At 72.5% G+C, this 18,589-nt stretch carries 14 protein-coding genes; 1 reads left to right on the top strand and 13 read right to left on the bottom strand.

Annotated elements, in window-relative coordinates; all coding sequences use genetic code 11:
* Positions 1-234: 234 nt before the first annotated feature.
* The 12 genes from OG896_RS11270 to OG896_RS11215 form a co-directional block, all read right to left on the bottom strand.
* On the bottom strand, positions 235-4,269 hold the full coding sequence (locus OG896_RS11270) for a glycoside hydrolase family 3 C-terminal domain-containing protein (protein ID WP_329364644.1): 4,035 nt from the start codon (positions 4,267-4,269) through the stop codon (positions 235-237).
* A 793-nt stretch (positions 4,270-5,062) separates the two neighbouring features.
* A complete protein-coding gene (locus tag OG896_RS11265; RefSeq protein ID WP_329364642.1) occupies positions 5,063-6,085 on the bottom strand; it encodes an LLM class flavin-dependent oxidoreductase in 1,023 nt (340 codons plus the stop codon).
* A 130-nt stretch (positions 6,086-6,215) separates the two neighbouring features.
* Positions 6,216-6,935, bottom strand: a complete 720-nt coding sequence (locus tag OG896_RS11260; RefSeq protein ID WP_329364639.1) for a hypothetical protein — start codon at positions 6,933-6,935, stop codon at positions 6,216-6,218.
* A gap of 222 nt (positions 6,936-7,157) precedes the next feature.
* Positions 7,158-8,693 (bottom strand): PstS family phosphate ABC transporter substrate-binding protein, encoded by a 1,536-nt coding sequence (locus OG896_RS11255; protein WP_329364637.1) that lies wholly within the window; start codon positions 8,691-8,693, stop codon positions 7,158-7,160.
* Between the two features lie 88 nt (positions 8,694-8,781).
* The gene (locus OG896_RS11250) at positions 8,782-9,660 is read right to left on the bottom strand and encodes a hypothetical protein (protein WP_329364635.1); all 879 of its coding nucleotides are present in this window, start codon (positions 9,658-9,660) and stop codon (positions 8,782-8,784) included.
* A 262-nt stretch (positions 9,661-9,922) separates the two neighbouring features.
* On the bottom strand, positions 9,923-10,204 hold the full coding sequence (locus OG896_RS11245; protein ID WP_402451203.1) for a hypothetical protein: 282 nt from the start codon (positions 10,202-10,204) through the stop codon (positions 9,923-9,925).
* A gap of 240 nt (positions 10,205-10,444) precedes the next feature.
* Entirely contained in the window at positions 10,445-10,762 is a 318-nt protein-coding gene (locus tag OG896_RS11240) for a DMT family transporter (RefSeq protein ID WP_329364632.1), read from the bottom strand.
* Positions 10,763-10,817: 55 nt separating this feature from the next.
* Positions 10,818-11,495 carry an HAD family hydrolase gene (locus tag OG896_RS11235; protein WP_329364631.1) on the bottom strand — a complete coding sequence of 226 codons (678 nt, stop codon included), beginning with the start codon at positions 11,493-11,495 and terminating at the stop codon, positions 10,818-10,820.
* A gap of 45 nt (positions 11,496-11,540) precedes the next feature.
* Positions 11,541-12,638: an ABC transporter ATP-binding protein gene (locus tag OG896_RS11230; protein WP_329364630.1), complete on the bottom strand. Its 1,098-nt coding sequence runs from the start codon at positions 12,636-12,638 to the stop codon at positions 11,541-11,543.
* Complete coding sequence (locus OG896_RS11225; protein ID WP_443057000.1) at positions 12,635-13,603, bottom strand: ABC transporter permease; 969 nt, start codon at positions 13,601-13,603, stop codon at positions 12,635-12,637. Before OG896_RS11225 ends, OG896_RS11230 begins: the two co-directional genes overlap by 4 nt.
* Positions 13,591-14,622 (bottom strand): ABC transporter permease, encoded by a 1,032-nt coding sequence (locus OG896_RS11220; RefSeq protein WP_329364628.1) that lies wholly within the window; start codon positions 14,620-14,622, stop codon positions 13,591-13,593. The genes OG896_RS11225 and OG896_RS11220 overlap by 13 nt, the downstream gene beginning before the upstream one ends.
* 8 nt (positions 14,623-14,630) lie before the next feature.
* On the bottom strand, positions 14,631-15,755 hold the full coding sequence (locus OG896_RS11215) for an ABC transporter substrate-binding protein (RefSeq protein ID WP_329373895.1): 1,125 nt from the start codon (positions 15,753-15,755) through the stop codon (positions 14,631-14,633).
* Positions 15,756-16,053: 298 nt separating this feature from the next.
* Between OG896_RS11215 and OG896_RS11210 the strand changes: the two genes are divergently transcribed.
* On the top strand, positions 16,054-16,824 hold the full coding sequence (locus OG896_RS11210; RefSeq protein ID WP_329364626.1) for a GntR family transcriptional regulator: 771 nt from the start codon (positions 16,054-16,056) through the stop codon (positions 16,822-16,824).
* A gap of 54 nt (positions 16,825-16,878) precedes the next feature.
* Here the strand turns inward: OG896_RS11210 and tmpA are convergent, their stop codons facing one another.
* Positions 16,879-18,564: a 2-trimethylaminoethylphosphonate dioxygenase gene (gene tmpA / locus OG896_RS11205; protein WP_329364624.1), complete on the bottom strand. Its 1,686-nt coding sequence runs from the start codon at positions 18,562-18,564 to the stop codon at positions 16,879-16,881.
* Between the last annotated feature and the right edge of the window lie 25 nt (positions 18,565-18,589).

Raw genomic sequence — 18,589 nt, 5'->3', positions numbered from 1 at the left:
CCGGTGGTGAAGAGAGCACACCGAGCGCACCCGCCCACCCCCGAACTCGCTTACCGAATAGGGAAGTTGGGCCGCAGCGCCGATCGGGCGGACCCGCCGGACGGGCACAAGGGCACGGCCACCTGGCGCGCTTCGGGTCCTTTGGACCGGATCGAAGCGCGGCAGGTGGCCGTGGTGGGTGTCAGGTGGAACCGTGCTCCCCGCACGAGGGGGTCGTGCGGGGAGCGGGTGCGATCAGCTCGCGGGCATCAGTTGGGCCATGTTGAAGCCGGCCACGTCCTTGCTGGAGCCGATGCCGTCGCCCCACTGGTCGTAGCCCTTGCGCACCCCGTTGTCCTTGTCGTTGTCGTCCAACGCGAAGGAGAACACGGTGTTGTCGGTCGGCTGGACCGAGCTGACGTCGCTCCACGGGAGCGCCATCTCGTAGAGCGTGGTGTGGGTCGCCTCGTCCCTGGTCACGGTGACGGTCGCGTCGGTGACCTGTCCGCTGCCCTCGGTCGGTGCGGTCCAGCGGTAGAGCTGGGGGCCGGCCGAGGTGAGGGCGGCGCCGTACTCGTAGTGCCCGTTGGCGGAGGCGGTGCTCTCCGTGGCCGAGGCACCCGGCACGCCCGAGGTCGCCGCGAACTGCAGGGAGTCGCCCTGCCAGATGTCCGCCCCGGTCGCGGGCTGCGACTGGACGTCATCGGTGAGGTTCGCCGTGATGTAGAGGTTGTCGGAGTCCCAGTCGAGCCACACCTTGCCCGACAGGTCGGAGTCGCCGCCGTACGGCTGCGAGCCGTCCAGCGTCACCCACTTCCCGTCCGCGGTCGCGGACATGTCCACCGCGGGGCCGTCCTTGACCTGGTCGAGCGTCCACGACTTGCCGAGGCTCTTGTTGACCACCGGCAGGAAGGAGACATGCCCGGACAGGGCTTCCGAGGGCAGGTCGCCGGCGATGACGCTGGTCACCGTGAAGGACGAGCCCTTGCCGAAGGTGACGCCCGTCACCGGCACGTCGACCGTGGCCGACTCCTGGGGCGCGATGGTCGCGCTGACCGGCTGGGTGCCCGACGCGCTGCCGAGCTTCCAGTTGACCCCGGTCACCGTGGTCGGGGTGTCCGACGGGTTCTTCAGCACGACCTGGAACTTCCCGGCCGGCGGGTTGGTCCCGGTCACCACCGGGGTGACCTGCTCGGGCGTGGCACCCGAGGTCACCGTGACCGCGCTGACCGCGGCCTCGGAGTAGGCACCGGCACCGCCGGTGAACTCCGCCGACGCGTCCAACTCCGCCTTGGTGCCCGGGCTCGCGGACGCCGGCACCGTGACGCTCCAGGTGGCCGTCACCTTCTGACCGGGCGCCACGTTCGACAGCGACACCGGAGAGGTCGCCTTCACCGTCCAGCCGCTCGGCGAGTCGAGACCCAGCGAGAGTTTGCGGACGGCCTGCGCGCTGGTGTTGGCGAACGTCGCGGTCGCGGTGATCGTGGTGTTCGGCTTCACCACGGCCGCCGACGCCAGAGCGAACGGGTTCTGCACCACGATCGGGGTGCTGCCGGTCACGCCGTTCACCGTCACGTCGATCGTCGCGGCGCCGGGCGCCCGCATGGTGACCACACCACGCGCGCTGACCGTGGCGACCCGCGGGTCACTGCTGCGGTAGGTGACATGAGCGTGCGACAGGTCGGCGAGCGACTGGTCGTTGTCGGCCGCTTCGACGATGTGGTCCGCCGGCGCGTGCTTCTGCTCCAGCGAGGGATTCGTGTCCGCCGCCTTCATCGGGTTGGTGCCGGTGAGGTCCAGCGTGCCGCCGGGCTGGAAGAGCACCTCGTCCGGCTGGACCGTCACGGACCGCACCTTCGGCGTGATGGCGCCGTGCACCCGCACCGTGCCGGAGCCCGCCACGGTGGCGGAGTCGGGCCCGACGCGGAACTGGTAGGAGCCGTTGCGGACGACCTGCTTCAGCGCGCTCTCGTCCCACTGGCTGAGGTCGGCGGCCTTGACGGACAGGTTGACGTGCTGGGTGTGCCCCGGCGCGAGCACCGCCGTCTTCTTGAAGCCGACCAGCTGCTCCTTCGGCGACTGGCTGCCGGACGCCGCGGACTGCGGCGCCGCGTAGAGCTGGGCGACCGTCGCGCCCGCGGTCGTACCGGTGTTGGTGACGTCGAAGCCCACCTTCACCGTGCCGTCCGCGGAGACCGAACCGGGTCCGACCTTGACGCCGGAGTACTTGAACTGCGAGTAGGACAGGCCGTATCCGAACGGGTAGGTCGGCTTGCCGGTGAAGTACATGTACGTACGGCCGAGCCCGTCGGTCTCGGACGGGGAGAGCCCGTAGTTGTCGACCGACGGCAGCTGGGAGTCGTCGGCGTACCAGGTGAAGTCCAGGTGGCCGGACGGGTTCTGCTGCCCGAAGAGCACCTGCGCGAGCGCGGTGCCCTGGCTCTCGCCGTTGTAGCCGCTGAACACGATCGCCGGGAAGTCCTTCTGGGCCTGCTGGATGTCGTACGGGCCGTCGGCCTGCATGACCAGCGCCGTACGCGGGTTGCCGAGGGCGGCGACCTGGCTGATCAGCGAGTCGTAGTTGCCGGGCAGGGCCATCGTGGAGCGGTCCGTGCCCTCGTCGGCCACGCCCATGTCCGAGCCGACGTCCACGACCACCAGGTCCGCCTTCTTGATCGCGGACTGCGTGCCGGCCGAGCACGCCGCGGGCGTGGTGGCGCCCGTCGAGGTGCCGCAGGCGTCGTAGGTGACGGTCGCCGACGGGTTGGCCGCCTTGACCGCCGCGGTGATGCCCTGCACGGCGTCGACCCTGAGCGTCGGCTGGCCGGAGTAGCCGCCCAGCGTCGTGGTGTTCGCCAGGTTGCCGACGATCACGATGTTGTTCAGCTTCTTCGGGTTCGCCGGCAGCAGCGGGGCCGAGGTGCCGGAGACCTTGTCGTTCTGCAGCAGCACCAGGTCCTGGGCCGCGACCTTCTCGGCCAGCGCCTGGTGCGCGGGCGACTCGATCTGGTCCTTGGTGATCTTGGTGTAGGCGACCTTGCTCGCCGGGTCGAACTCGCCGGTCTGCATCCGGACGGTGAACAGCTTCGTCAGCGCGCTGTCGACCACGCCGGGCGTCAGCAGCCCGATCGAGATCGCCGCGTCGATGTTCTGCGTGTTCATCTCCCCGCCGGCGCAGTTCAGCTGGGTGCCGGCGCGCAGCGCGAACGCCTGCCCGCCCGCCGCCGCGGGGACCTGCTTGCCGGTGGCGGTGTTCGTCCAGGTGGTGCCGTTGGTCGTCCAGCCGGGCGGGGCCCAGTTGTGGCCGCCGGAGGAGTAGACGTCGCTGATCGCCCCGCAGTCGGAGGTGGTGTACCCGCCGAACCCGTAGGTGGCCTGGAGCAGTTGGTCCACCGTGTAGGTGTCCGCCGGCGCCGGCGTGCCGTTCACCGCGTTGTACGAGGTCATCACACCGGAGACGTGCGCGTTCTGCACCAGGCTGGCGAACTGCTTGGTGTAGTAGTCCCTGATGTTCGCGTCGGTGGTGTTCGCGCTCTGGGTGTGCCGGCTGTTCTCGTCGTTGTTGAGCGCGTAGTGCTTGGCGGTCGCGGCGACCTTCAGGTACGGGGTCTGCGCCTTGCCGGTGAGGGTCTGGCCCTGGTAGCCGTTGACGAACGCGTCGGCCATCGTGGACGCCAGATAGGTGTCCTCGCCGAACGACTCGTTGGTCCGCCCCCATCGTGGGTCACGGTCCATGTTCACCGTCGGCGCCCAGAAGGTGAGGTCGCCGTAGTCCGACGCGGACGGGCCGATGTTGTTCTGGCCCTTCCCCCACAGCGACTTGTCGAGGAAGCCGCGCACCTCGTCCGAGATCGCGGTGGTCTCCTGGTACGTCAACTCCGGGTCCCACGACATCGTGGATGCGAAGTTCACCGGGAAGCTGGTCGCCGTGACGTCCAGCTCGCCCTGACCGCCGGCCTGGGTGTCGGCGCCGAGCCGGTTGATGCCGTGCTGGCCCTCGCTCCAGTACGTGTACTGCTGGACCCCGAGCCGGGGGATGGCCGGCGCGTTGTTGGTCTGCAGCTGCGCGACCTTCTCGGCCTCCGTCATCCGCGACACCAGGTCCGCGGCCCGCTCGGCGAAGGTGTAGTGCGTGTTCAGGTAGATCGGCTGCGTCGAGTCCGCGGCGGACAGCGCCGCGGACTGCGGACTCGCCTGCGCCACCGCCGGCACCCCGGCGACCACGCTCACCGCCAACGCGGCGGTCAGCACTCGTCGTCCAACTGCTGATCTGAGTCTTCGGGAGCGCATGGTTGTCTCCTTCACGTCATACCCCGCTGGGGCACAGGTTCATGGGGGAGCAGGCCGGCACCGTTTGACGGTGGCATGCGCGGAGTGCGCGGATTGCGTAGGTATGACAACGATGTCTCCTTCGCGTACGACGCACCGTGCATCGCGGCTGCCTGCCGGGCTGACGAAATCTCGCTGACACACTGTTCAGCTTGGTATGAGCAGAAGTCAAGACTTCCTTCAGGACTCCCACGGAACCCGCACGATGCGTCAGATAGGCGCTTTGGCAAGGAGATCGGGCGGTTGGGCGGGGCCGGCGCGGGTAGCGGCGAGCGGGGTTGAATATGCCTAAAAGCGGTCGTCGGCCCAGGTCGGGGCCGGGTCCGGGCGACTTCGCGCCCTGGTGCGCGGGTGGTGCCCGGTGTGCCCGCGCCGGTCGGCTCGATCCTGACCAACGGGCGCGTTCCGGGGCGGCCTCGGCGGGTGGCGTGCGAGGATATTTCTGACTGAAGTCGACGGAAGTCGCTGTCGGAGCGGCCGTTCGACGCGTGCGGTGGCCGGACCGGTGGCGCGGAATATTGCGGCTTGTCAGGCGGAACGGCGGGGCGGCGGCCCCGGCGGGCCGGTCGTATACGGCGCCGGCGCGGTGACGGTCCTTTCGCGGCGGCGGCCCCGAAAACGGGTGCGGCCCAGCCGGGGTGAGCGGCTGGGCCGGGGGTGGCCGGGTGGTGGCCTGCGGTTCGGGTGGGGGCGGCCGGCTGCGGGCCGGGGCGGCCGGCTGCGGGTCAGGGCGGCCCGGGCCCGGGTGGGCGGGTCAGCGCCAGCCGAGCTCCGGGGCCACGTGGGTCAGGATGCTCTCCAGCACATGCGCGTTGTACTCCACCCCGAGCTGGTTCGGGACGGTCAGCAGCAGGGTGTCCGCGGCCTGGATCGCCTCGTCCTCCCGGAGCTGCTTGACCAGCGCGTCCGGCTCGGCGGCGTACGACCGGCCGAAGATCGCCCTGGTCGTGTCGTCGATCATGCCGACCTGGTCGCGCGACTCGCGGTCCTGGCCGAAATAGGCCCGGTCCAGGTCGTTGGTCAGGGCGAAGATGCTGCGGCTGACCGACACCCGCGGGGTGCGCTGGTGGCCGGCCGCTCGGAACGCCTCGCGGTACGCCTCGATCTGCTTGCGCTGCTGGACGTGCAGCGGCTCGCCCGTCTCGTCGTCCTTCAGGGTGGAACTCTGCAGGTTCATCCCGAGCTGCCCGGCCCACACGGCGGTCGCGTTCGAGCCCGAACCCCACCAGATCCGCTCGCGCAGCCCCTCGCTGTGCGGCTCGACCCGCAGCAGTCCGGGCGGGTTGGGGAACATCGGGCGCGGGTTCGGCTGCGCGAAGCCGTCGCCCTCGATCACCTTGAGGAACGCCTCGGTGTGCCGGCGGGCCATGTCCGCCGCGCTTTCGCCCTCGGCGGGCGCGTAACCGAAGTAGCGCCAGCCGTCGATCACCTGCTCCGGTGACCCGCGGCTGATGCCGAGCTGGAGCCGGCCGCCGGAGATGAGGTCGGCGGCGCCGGCCTCCTCGGCCATGTACAGCGGGTTCTCGTACCGCATGTCGATCACACCGGTGCCGATCTCGATCTTCGAGGTCCGCGCGCCGATGGCCGAGAGCAGCGGGAAGGGGCTGCCCGCCTGCCGCGCGAAGTGGTGCACCCGGAAGTACGCGCCGTCCGCGCCGAGCTCTTCCGCGGCGACCGCGAGATCGATCGACTGATGCAGGAAGTCGGCGGCGGTACGTGTCTCGGAGTGCGGGTTCGGCGACCAGTGTCCGAAGGAGAGGAATCCGATCTTCTTCACCTACTGGACAGCGTTCGGCGGCCCTGATTGATTCCCCGGGCCGGCCGAAACGCTCAGGTCACGGTGCCGGCGGGCCGCCGCGCGGTGCGATCGCCGCGCGGCGGCCCGCCGGCACCGTCCGGACCGGCGGTCACGCGTGGGCGCTGATGATGCCGCCGTCGCTGAGCACGATGTAGATGCCGTTGGCGTCGAGCCCGACGTCGTGCTGGTTCGTCTCCACCGTGGCGTCCACTTCGCCCTCGTTGCCGAGGATCTGCGCGCGGTAGCGCAGCTCGCCGATCTTCGTGACCTTGGCGGTCCAGCCGCCCGCGAGCTTGAACGTGCCCGGGCCCTGCTTCCCGCCGCCCATCCAGGAGTGGAGGGTGCCGTCCAGCGAGAGCTCGATGAACATGTCGTTGGCGTCCAGCCCGGCGTCGTGGCCGTGGGTCTCCAGCGTGACGAAGAGCTCGCCGTTGTGGACGACCTTGGCGAGGTAGTGCTCGTCGCCGAGCTTGTAGATCTCGGCCTTGCTGCCGTCCACCAGGGTCTGGGTGTGGATCGGCTTCGCCGTCCTGGTCGCGGCGGCGGGCGCGGCGGGTGCGACGGCCGGAGCGGTGGTGGGCGCGGGCGCGGGTGCGGTGGTGGGCGCGGCCGCGTTCGGGGCGGGCGCGTTCCCGGCGCCGGCCGGGCTGCTCGGGGGAGTCGCCGGGGTCGCCGGGCTCGCCGGGTTCGAGGGGGCCGCGGAACCGGTGGTGGACGCCTTGGCACCGTTCGCCGGCCCGCTCGCGGCGGAGTGGGAAGAGCCGCACGCGGTGAGGAGCAGAGCGGCGGAACCCAGGGCGACGGTGGCGAGTGCGGTACGGCGGATCATGGTTTCCCCTAGCGATGAGCTGGTCACTTGCATCGGCTGACACTCATGAGGACAGCGAGGCGCCTGCGGGGGTTTCCGCTGTGCGCCGCCTGTGACGGGACGGTGACCGCTGTCATACGACGGAGACGAACGTCACGCCGCGCCCCGGCAGTTCCGCGCTGCGCCGTCGCGTGCGCCGGTCCGCTCCGGGCTACGTCGCCGCTTACGCCGGTCCGCTCCGCGCTACGTCGTCGCGCCGGCGGCGGGCTCCTGACAGCGCTTCAGCCCTTCCGGCGTGTAGCAGGGGAGGTGGCCGCCGGCGGTCAGCAGGTCCTGGCCGGCGCCGCGGAGCGTGAAGTCCAGGAAACCGGCGGCGAGCGAGTCCGCGGGCGGCAGACCGTAGGTGTACGCGTACTCGATCTCGGTGAACGGGTAGCTGGAGTCGGCCACGGCCTGCGGCGTGGGCGCGTGCCCGTCGATGGTCAGGGTGCGCACTCCCGCGGAGGTGGTGGCGGCGCCCAGTTCGCTGTAGCCGATGGCGCCCGGCAGCCGGGCGACGGTCCGGAGGACCTCGCCGGTGCTGTCGAGTTCGCAGCGGATCACCTTGTCGGAGGGGGAGTTCCTGTGCCGGCAGTCGCGTGAGGTGAAGGCCGGCTCGCCCCGGCCGCCGAGTATGCGGCTGCGGAAGATGTCCCGGGTGCCCGAGTCGGCGCTGCGGCTGACGAGGAGGACGGGCAGGTCGGGGCCGCCGAGCTGGTCCCAGTTGGTGATGTCGCCGCGGTAGATCGCCCGGATCTGGCCGGTGGTCAGGTTCCTGACCGGCACGTCGTCGTCGACCACGAGCGCGAAGGCGATGACGGCGACGCGGTGGTCCCGCAGGTTCGGGTAACCGCCGTCCGGCGCGGGGCCGTCGGACATGGCGATCACGGCCGGCGCGGCGCCCTTGCCGGCCGCCGCGCCCTCCTCCGACAACTGGCGCACGCCCTGCTCGCTGCCCTGCGCGGCCACCGTGACCGTGGAGTGCGGGCACTCGGACTGGTACTCGTGCGCGATCCGGTCCATGGCGGGGGCGAACGCCGTGGAACCGGTGACCGTGAGGTGCCCGGTCGCGCAGCCCATCGGCAGCGGGGTGTCCTTGCCCACGATGATGATGCCCGCCAGTACGGTGACGCAGACGGTCAGCATGAGGGTGATCAGGCGGCTGGGCCGGCTGAACAGCGGCGGCTTCTCGTCCATCGGGACCGAGCGGTTGGGCTTCACCCGGCCGCCCGCGATCCCGCCGGTGATCTCGACCCTGGAGCGGACCGGACCGCCGGTGAGCCGGATCAGCAACTTGTAGTGCTCACCCGGGTTGAGCGGCACGCGCGGCAGGAAGACCTTGTTCCCCTGGTGGCGTACGCCCGTCGCGTCCGCGGACAGCCTGAAGTGCTCGATCAGGCCGCTGGGATCGGGCTGGGTGACCGCGGCGCTCTGCACGTGCCGGCCGGCGAACCGGACGGTGAGGCCCGGCTGTTCGTCGCGGTCGGTGTAGTCGCTCTGCCGGATGTCCTCCGCGCCGTCGTTCTCGATGCGCAGCAGGACCAGCGTGGCGTCGGGCATCCGGGGCAGCGCGTTGAACAGTTCGTTGTCGCTGTCGACCGCTATGTCCATCTGCACGCGGTAGCCGATGCTCTTGCCGCGGACCAGGCGTTCGTACCAGACCACGCCGATCGACACCCCAACGCCGATCAGCGCGGTGACCAGCGCCACGATGTTGTCGGCGCTCAAGTAGTCGCCCATGGTCGGCTCGTCCCCCCGTGACGGCAGTGCTGGTGTACGGCGTCGGCCCGCGCCGGCGGTGGGCCGGCGCGGGCCCAGGCGGGCGAGGTCAGCCCGCCGGCTGGTAGTGCTGGAGGTAGAGGAAGATCGACTTCCAGCCGGACCCCACGTTCAGGACGTGCAGTTGGCCGCCGCTCGGGCCGAGGTCCAGCGCCGCGATGCCCTCGACCTCGTCGTCGGGCTGGACGTCCTGCGAGAAGGCGCGGGTGACCGCACCGGTCGACGGGTCGATCCCGTACACCGCTTTGTCGCCGTCGCCGTCCACCGAGGCGTAGAGCACGCCGTTCAGCATGGCCGCGCCCTGGATTCGGCTGAGCGGCCGCGACAGCCGGACGGTCCGGGCGACCGGCAGCGCCGCCCCGGCCGGCAGGGACAGCAGGTCGGCGAGCCGGTAGGCGACCAACTCGTCGGTGCCCAGGGCCGCGTCCTGGTTCCACGCCGCGGTGTAGACGAGCCCGGCCGCCGCGTCGACGGCCACCCACGGCACGCCGCCGGGCAGCAGCGCCAGCGGCAACTGGACGTATCGCCCGGTCCAGCTCAGGTCGCCGGTGTTGTACAGCGCCAGCAGCGGGTGCTGGTAGTCGCTGCCGTCCTCCAGCGGGGCGATCACGTATCCGCCGTAGACGTCGATGTCACCGATGTGGTCGGAGCCGTAGGGGCCGCTCAACGCGGCGGGGATCGCCAGGGCGTTGGAGGCGGTCTCCTGGTTCCCGCCGACCGTCGCCTTGTCCAGGCTGTAGGTGCCCGAGTAGTAGAAGAACGTGCCGTCGGTCGCGATGCCCTGCCCGCGCTCCAGCGCGGTGATCCCGGTCCAGGTGGAGTAGTCCGGGAGTCTGGTCCATGTGGTCGCGTACGCCGCCTGCGGCAGCAGCAGCGCCATCGCGGCGGCGACCGCCGCGGCCGCACCTCCCGCATACCGGAGTTTCATCAGCTCGGACCTCCAAGTCGCCCTGTGACACGTCCTGTTGCTCGCCGGCGCCATTCATTTCAGCAGCGCGCGGGTGAGCGGCACACCGGTCGCAGATGAACTCTGACCGACGGGAGCGGGGCGGCGGGCGGAGGGAGCGGGAGGAGTGGGCGGGGCGCGAGGCGTACCGGGCCGCTCCGCGTCATGGAGCCGCCCGCGTACGAGGCCGCTCGGCGAGCGGCGACGTACGCGGGCGGCCGTGGAGGTGGCGGCCCCGGGGCGGTCAGCGCGCGGCGGCGAGGCCCTTCCGGAGCTCCTCGACGTTCATCACCGGCTGGATCTCGATCCGTGCGCCGAGTTCCTCGAAGAGCGGCTCGACGATGCCGGGCAGCTGCGAGCTGTCCTGCATGTCGAAGACGAAGAGGGAGCACCGCTCGCCCTCGCGGGCGAAGAAGTAGGCCGCCTCGGGCTTGAGTTGCTCCGCCAGCGACTGCATGAGCTTTTCCATGGCGCCGTTCTTGATCGCCTTGTTGGCGACCTGGGTGTCCATTCGGGCACTCAGCATGACCCTCATCGCACGGGCTCCTTCCGCTCGCCGTGACCGGCGCGGTTCGGCCCCGCGCTCATCGGTACCGGGGTGACGTCCCGCTCATCGTCACCACGGCCCCCCGGCGCGGCAACATCTCACCCCCCATTCGGGCCGGAGGCGGGGCCGGGCAGGCCGGAGGCCGGATCGAACGCGCACGCGGGCACGCGGGCGGGTCGGGCCGGGGGTGCGTTCACGCCCGAGGCTCACGCCCGACGCTCACGCGCGGTGGACGTTCAGCACCACGACGCCGGCGATGATCAAGGCGATGCCCGTCCACTGGGGCCACCCCAGCGCCTCGTTGAAGGCCGCCGCTCCGATGGCCGCCACCGCCGCGGTGCCGGCCCCCGACCAGACGGCGTAGGCGACGGACACCGGTATCCGGGTCAGTGCCCGCCCCAGCAGGACGAACGAGACCACGTAGCCGATCACCACGCCGACGGTGGGCAGCAACCGCGTGTAGCCGTCGGTGAGTTTCAGGCAGCTGGTGGCGCAGACCTCGCAGGCGATGGCGAGGGCGAGCAGCAGGTAGGGCAACGTGACTCCCGGGGAGCTGGTCGGGCCCGGCGGCGGGCGGCGGGTGCGGCGGGGATCAGACCCCGGCGGCGTCGAGCGAGGAGAGCAGCGCCAGGTCGACCTCCTCCAGACTCCCGACCACCAGGACGCCGGCCCCCGGCGCGAGCGGCACCGTGGACGGTACCGCCACCACCCGGCAGCCGGCCGCCCGCGCGGAGGCCAGGCCGGGCGGGCTGTCCTCCACCGCGACGCAGGTCCGGGGCGGCACCCCGAGCCGGGCCGCCGCGGCGAGATACGGTCCCGGGTCGGGCTTGGGGCGGGCGGTGTCCTCGGCCGCCACGGTCAGCGCGAACCAGTCCGCCCCCAGCGTCCGCAGCACCAGGTCGACCACCCGCCGGGGGGACGCCGTGACCAGGGCGGCGGGCACCGCGGCGTCCCGCAGTTCCGCCAGCAGCCGCAGCGCGCCCGGCCGCGGCCGTACGTCGCCGGCCACGCGTGCGGCGAAGGCGTCGTCGAGTTCCGCGGCGATCCTCGCCTCGGTGACGGCCGGCCCGACGACGCGGTGGAGGTACCCGGCGGTGTGCCCGACCGGGCGGCCGACCACCTCCGGCAGGTCGGCGTCGGTCAACCGGTACCCGAGCCGGTCGGCGATCTCGGTGACGGCCCGCCACCACAGGTGCTCGGTGTCGACGAGGGTGCCGTCCATGTCGAACAGGACGGCGGCGGGACGGAGCCGGACGGTACGGGAGTGCACGAATGCCCTTCCTGGAGGGGGAGTTCGGAGTCGGCCGGGAGCGGGTCAGGCGGTCCGGCGGTCCACCAGCACGGGACGCTCGGGCAGGGTGAGCGCGGCCGGCGAGCCCAGCGGCAAGGCGGCGGCGCGCTCGGTGGGCACGTCGGCCTTGACCTCGGTGCCGTCCGGGAGGCGCACGGTGACCCGGGTGACCGCGCCGAGGAAGGAGGCGGCGACCACCAGCGCGGCCCCGCGCGGATCGGCGGTGACCCGCACGGCCTCGGGCCGTACCAGGGCGTCCAGTTCGCCGTCGGAGGGCAGCTCGCCCTGCACCGGCAGCCGTGCGCCCAGCACCTCGACCTGGGGGCCGCCGCCGGCCCTGGCCGCGGGGATGCGGCTCATGGTGCCGACGAACTCCGCGACGAACGCGGTGGCCGGGCGGGCGTACAACTCCGCGGGGGACGCGACCTGTTCGAGCCGCCCGGCGCGCAGGACGGCCACCCGGTCGGCCATCGACAGCGCCTCCTCCTGGTCGTGGGTGACGAACAACGTGGTGATCCCCAGGTCGAGTTGGAGTCGGCGGATCTCCTCGCGCAGCGCCAGCCTGACCTTGGCGTCGAGAGCGGACAGCGGCTCGTCGAGCAGCAGTACGCGCGGTTCCAGCGCCAGCGCGCGGGCCAGCGCGACCCGCTGCTGCTGCCCGCCGGACAGCTGGTGCGGGTAGCGCCCCGCGAGGTCGGCCAGGCCCACCAGGTCCAGCAACTCACCTGCCCGGCCGCGCTGTTCGGCCTTGCCGGCGCCCCGCATCCGCAGCCCGAAGGCGACGTTCCCGGCGGCGGTCAGGTGCGGGAAGAGGCTGTAGGACTGGAACACCATGCCCGCGCCGCGCCGATGGGCGGGCACGCCGGTGATGTCCTCGCCGTCGACGAGCACGTCGCCGGCGTCCGGATGCTCGAAACCGGCCACCATGCGCAGCGCGGTGGTCTTGCCGCAGCCGGACGGGCCGAGCAGCGCCAGCAGTTCGCCCGGCCCGGCGGACAGGTCCAGCCCGTCCAGCGCCACCGTGCTCCCGAACGTACGGCGCAGGCCGCGGAGTTCGACGGTGGCGCCGCCGGTTCCCGGCGCGTGCGCGGCGGCCTGGGCGGCCGCGGTGGTGGCGGTCATGAGTTCTCCTCGGCGGTGGGGGTCGGTGCGGTGCGGGCGCCGCGGGGGCCGCGATCGCTCCGCTTGCTGCGGGAGGTACGGGTGTCGCGGCTGCCGGCGGAGGTACGGGCCGATCGGCCGCGCCCGGCGGCGGCGAGCACCAGCAGCAGCACCCAGGTGAGGACCAGGCTGAGCACCGAGACCGACACCGACATCTGCGCGTTGCTGCCGCCGAGGGAGACGATCCACACCGCGAACGGCCGGAAGCCGAGGATCGAGGCGACGGTGTACTCGCCCAGCACCAGGGCCAGCGTGAGGAAGCAGGTGTTCAGCAGGGCGCCGCGCAGGTTCGGCAGCACCACCTGGAGGACGGCGCGCGGCCAGTTCGCCCCGCAGTTGCGGGCGGCCTCGACCAGGGTGGTGAGGTCGACCGCGCGCAGCCCGGCGTCCAGCGTCCGGTACGCCAGCGGCAGGGCCATCAGTACGTAGGCGAGCAGCAGGACCACCGGAAAGCCGGGGTTCTGCACGGCGTTGAAGGTCTGGAAGAGCGGGGTGTCGGCGAAGTCGTCGGGACCCCACTGCAACACCGAGCTGATGCCCGCCGTCAGCGCCACCGCGGGCACCACCAGCGGCAGCGAGCAGAGCACCTCCACCAGCACCCGCAGCCGGGGAGCGGTCAGGCGCACGGCGATCAGCGCGGGCACGAGCAGCAGCAGGGTCACCGCGGTGGTGGCCGCGGCCAGCTCCAGGGTCAGCCGCAGGCTGCTCCCGAAGCCCTCGGCGCCGAGTATCCCGCGGTAGGAGCCGAAGGTCAGGCCCTGGCCGGGGACGTCCACGGTGAAGAGCACCGAGAAGACCATGGGGCCGAGGAAGTACAGCGCGGCGACGAGGCCGACGACCCCGCGCCACAGCCGGGGCCGGCGGCGGCCGCCGGGTGCCCGCGCGGGCCGGGCGGCGCCGGTGGCCGGCGGGGTCAGTGCAGCCATCGTGCGCTCCTGCGCTGGAGGGGGATGTACAGGGCCATCACCGCGCCCGCGATCACGATCATGTCCAGGCTCAGCGCGAGGGCCACGTTGCCCTGCCCGGCCAGCACGTTGCCGGACAGCGCGTTGGCGATCTGCAGGGTGATCAGCGGCACGGAACTGCCGACGATCGCGGCCGCGGTGGCGTAGGCGGCGAAGGCGCTGCCGAAGAGCAGGACGAAGCCGCCCGTCAGGGAGGGGGCGAGGACCGGCAGGGCGACGTGCAGCCAGTACTGGCGGCTGGTGGCGCCGCTGTTCTGTGCCGCCTCGCGCCACTGGGCCCGCAGGCCGTCCAGCGCGGGGGTGATGGTGAGCACCATCAGCGGCACGAGGAAGTACAGGTAGACGACGCTCAGCCCGGTGAAGGAGTACAGGCTCCAGCCGTGCCCGCCCAGGTTCAGGGCGCGGGTCAGCTCGCCGGAGTTGCCGAGGGTGGCGACGAAGGCGAAGGCGAGCGGCACGCCGCCGAAGTTGGCCAGCACGCCGGAGGCGGCGAGCACGCCTTCCCGCAGCGCGCGGAAGCGCGACGTCACGACGGCGTGCGCGAGCGGCAGGCCGGCCAGCACGCCGACGGCCGCGGTCAGGGCGGAGAGCTTGACGCTGCCCCACAGCGCGGTGAGGTAGGCGCCGTGCACCGACTGGCTGAGGTTGTCCGTGGTCCAGTGCCGGCCGCCGGGCGTGCCGGCCGACGTCCTGAAGGCGTTGGTGACGATCGCGAAGGCCGGCAGCCCGAAGACCACCAGGACGAAGACGATCAGCGGCAGGACGGCGAGCCATCCGGCGGCGCGCGGCCGGCGGCGGGGGCCGGCCTTCCGGGAGGACTCCTTGCGGGAGGCGGCCTTGCGGAAAGTGGCCTTGCCGAAAGTGGCCTTGCGGGAGGTGGCCTTGCGGGGGGTGGGGGCGGCAGCGGTCCCGGCGCCGCCGGCCTCCTGAGCGGAGGAGCCGGCGGCGGGGGACGGCGTCGCGGCGCGAGCCGTGGTCATGGTGCCGGTCAGCTCACGGCCTTGGCCCAGCCGGCGAGCACGGTCTTCTGCGCCGCGTCGACCTGGGCCGTGGTCGGGAACCGCGGGCTGCCGGAGACCGCCGGGAGCTTCGCGGCGGCGGCCTTGTCCACGGTGCCCTTCTGCGTCATGGCCGGCAGCTCCGCCGGGCGGGAGTAGCCCCGCAGCCACAGGTTCTGTCCCTCGCTGCTGTAGAGGAACTCCTCCCACAGCCGGGCGGCCGCCGGATGCGGGGCGTACTTGTTGATCGCCTGGCTGTAGAACTGGGCGTACTGGCCGTCGGCCGGCACGGCCACCCGCCAGTCCAGGCCCTTGCCCGCGAACTCCTTGGCGTAGCCGGCGTTGAGGTAGTCCCAGTCGATGCTGATCGGCGTCTCGCCCTTCTCGACCGTCGCCGGCGTGGACTCCACCGGGTTGAAGTTGCCGTTCGCCTTCAGCTTGTGGAAGAAGTCCAGGCCGGGCTGGATGTCGTCCAGCGAGCCGCCGTTGGCCAGCGCGGCCGCGTAGACGCCGCCGAACGCCGAACCCGACTTGGTGGGGTCGCCGTTCATCGCGACCTTGCCCTTGTACTGCGGCTTGAGCAGGTCGGCGAAGGTGGTCGGGCACTCCTTGACCGCCTTGGCGTCGCACCCGATGGACACGTAGCCGCCGTAGTCGTCGTAGCGCAGGCCGCCCGGGTCCTTCTGGGCGGCGGGGATGTCGTCCCACGAGGCGACCTTGTACGGCGCGAGGATGCCCTGCGAGGCGGCCTTCAGCGCGAAGGAGTTGCCCAGGTCGACCACGTCGGGGGCGCGGCCCTGGCCCTTGCGCGAGGTGATCGCGGTGATCTCGTCCTGGCTGGCGCCGTCCGGGTTCTCGTCGGAGACCTTGATCCCGTACTTCTTCTCGAAGGCGCTGATGACGGCGCCGTAGTTGGCCCAGTCCGGGGGAAGCGCGATGGCGTTGAGCGTTCCCTCCTTCTTGGCGGCGGCGACCAGGGCGGGCATGCCGCCGAAGTCCGCCGCGGACGCGGCGGTCGCCGCGCTCTTGCCGCTGCCGCCCGCGGAGGCCGCGGTGCCTGAGGCGGAGCCGCACCCGGTCAGGGCGAGCGCCGCGGCGGTGAGCCCGGCGGCCATGGCGGCAACGCGGACACGAGGGACTGTCACGGGATTCCTCCTGGGGAGCGGCGCGCGGAGGGCGGGTCGGATGACCGCCGACGGAACGAACGCCGAGGTTGGCTGTACAACTTTCGCCAGTACGCCCGACGCCCGTGTCCGGCGGGTGAACGGCACGGCGACGGCCGGGAGACGGTGGCGAAATGTCGGCGTCCGGCCGGCGCCGGCGGTCCGTCGCGGGGGACGCCTGGTGACGGAGAGCAGATAGGGTCCAGCGGAGCGGAAGGGCTCGACCGTGGCGCGGTGACGAGGAGCGACGTTGCAAGGTGACAGCGCGGTGCCGGCGAAGGGCACGCTCTATCGCAAGGTCGCGGCCGACCTCCGCGAGGCGATCGCCGCCGGCGAGTACGGATCGGGCGGCAAGCTCCCCGCCGAGAGCGCGCTGGCGGAGCGGTACGGCGTCTCCCGCGGCACCATCCGGCAGGCCCTCGGGTCGCTGCGCGCCGACGGCCTGGTCACCTCCCGCCGCGGCACCCGGCGGGTGGTGCTCGCCACGACGCGCGTGCAGAGCTTCGCGGAGCTGGTCAGCTTCACCAGCTGGGCGCGCTCGGTGGGCGAGGAGCCCGGCGGGCGGGTGGAGCGGATCGAGCGGCGGGCCGCCGACGCGCGGGAGAGGGAGCAACTGCGCCTGGAACCGGGCGCGGAGGTCGTCGTCGTGCTGCGGGTGCGGACGCTGTCCGGCCGCCCGGTGATGGTCGAACGCAGCGTCTACCCGGTGTGGGTGGGGGAGTTGGTGGCCCGCATTCCCACCGACGCGGTCTCGCACACCGAACCGCTCCAGGAGCAGGGGGTGGTGTTCGCCGACGCCGACCACACCATCGACCTCGTGCTCGCCGACACCGACGACGCCCGGCTGCTGGAATGCGGCGAGGGGCAGGCGCTGCTGCGCGAGCGCCGCCGCTCCACCGACCCGGTCGGGGCGCCCGTCGAGTGGTCGGAGGACCGCTACCTCCCCGGGACCGTCGCGTTCACGGTGCACAACTCGATAGCCGCGTCGGCGCTCGGCCGTCGCCACCGCCGTACGCCCTGACCCCGCCGGGCCGTACGCCCCGACCCCGGCGCGGCGCCCCCCGTGGCCAGGGCGCTACCCGTGCAGCAGCGAGGTGAGCAGCGGCAGGAAGTGGCCGAACTCCGGTGTGGCGGCGCCTGGTTCCTTGGCCTGCTCGTCCCAGCGGCGTACGGCCACCGCGTCGGCCGCGTACGGACGGCGGGCGAAGGCGGCGGCCTGCGCGTCGGTCATGGGGCCGCCCTGGAGCCGCAGGGTGTGCTCGGAGGCGGCGGACAGGCCCTCCCGGTAGCCCGGCTCCACCGTGCACAGGTACCGCTTCGCGGCGACGTGCAGCCGTACCGGTTCGGTGACTTCGGGGCCGAACCAGCGGGCGAGGAAGTCGGCGCCGGTGTGGCTGTGCCGGGTGTCGCCGTACTCCGTGACGTCGGCGTCGGCGTCCGCTCCCGCTTCGGCGCCCGTCGCGTGCTCGCCGAAGTGGCCGACGTCGTGCAGCAGGGCCGCCGCCACCAGGTGCGGCGGGGCGCCCGCGGCTTCGGCCAGCGCGCCCGCCTGGAGCATGTGCGCGGCCATGGTGACCTCCTCGCCCAGGTACTCCGCCGCCCCGGCCCCGTCGAAGAGCTCGGCCAGCAAGGCGGGCGAATCCGCCCGGCGCAGTACGGCGAGGCAGCTCGCCGGCCCGTCCAGGTCGGCGTACGCGCCTTGCAGGTGCCGGGAGCCGTCCTGCGCGAACGCGGTACGGGCGTGCAGCAGGCGGGTGTTGTCGAAGACCAGGCAGTCGCCCGGGGCCAGCCGGAAGTCCAGTTGCAGGCCGGGCCGGAGCAGGAGTTCGCCGAAGGCGCGGTAGGCGGCGTAGAACGCGTCCAGCTCCGCCGCGGGGAGTCGTACCGTGCCGAACGACCGGTTGTTGAAACGGACTTCGCGAATCCGTCCGCGCGCGTCCACCTCGATCAGCGGGCGGTCCGCGCGCAGTTCGGTGCGGTCGTCGCGGAAGACGAACGGGACGGGCGTACCGGTCAGCACCGCGAACGCCTCGGGGTCCTCCGCCCGCAGCAGCGCCGCCGCGTGGAAGCCGTCGACGAGCCCGGAGTCGCCGCCGGACGCGGAGTTCTCCAGGCAGTGCAGCAACTGCACGGTGGGGACCGGGTCGCGGTAGGGGTTGTCCGTGTGCGGGGTGATCCGCGCCGAGGTGAAGGCGAGGTTGTTGGGGTCCGGCTCGACCCTGACGTCGAAGAGCCGGCCGTAGTTGGTCTGCCGGACGTGGCCGAAGGTCTCGGCGACCGCCAGTACCTGGCCCTCCCGCACCGGCACCCCGCGCAGCAGGGCGAAGCCCAGCCGCTGCAACGCTTCGAGCACGCGGGCGCGCCGGGCCGGGTCGGCGAGGTAGTCGTCCCAGGCCGCCTCCGGCAGGCGCCCCGCCAGATCCGCCGCGCTCCACAGCTCCTTCCCCGTCTCGGTGCGCCGGTCGCCGGTGAGGGGGGAGTCCGCGGGGCGGTGGGCGTCCAGCCAGCCGACGGTGAAGCGGGACCGGTGGCCGTCCGGTGCCCATCCGACCTCTACGCAGGGCGAGTCGGGGCCCGGCTCCACCACCTCCTCGACGGCGAGTCCCCGCGGCAGATCGGTGATCTGGAAGAGCTTCTGGCCGGTGCGCGGATCGCGGCACTCGGGGCACGGGCAGTTGTCCCGCAGCCAGGCCGCCGGCAGGGCCCTGATCCGTGCGGACAGGTGACGAGTGGCAGGTACGACCGCTGGTTGCGCCGCCATGCTGTTCCCCTCGGTGGGTCGGGTC

The sequence above is a fragment of the Streptomyces sp. NBC_00669 genome (assembly GCF_036226785.1).
Taxonomy (GTDB): Bacteria; Actinomycetota; Actinomycetes; order Streptomycetales; family Streptomycetaceae; genus Actinacidiphila.
The sequence above is the reverse complement of the archived record's forward strand: the minus strand, read 5'-3'. Positions and strand labels throughout refer to the sequence as shown.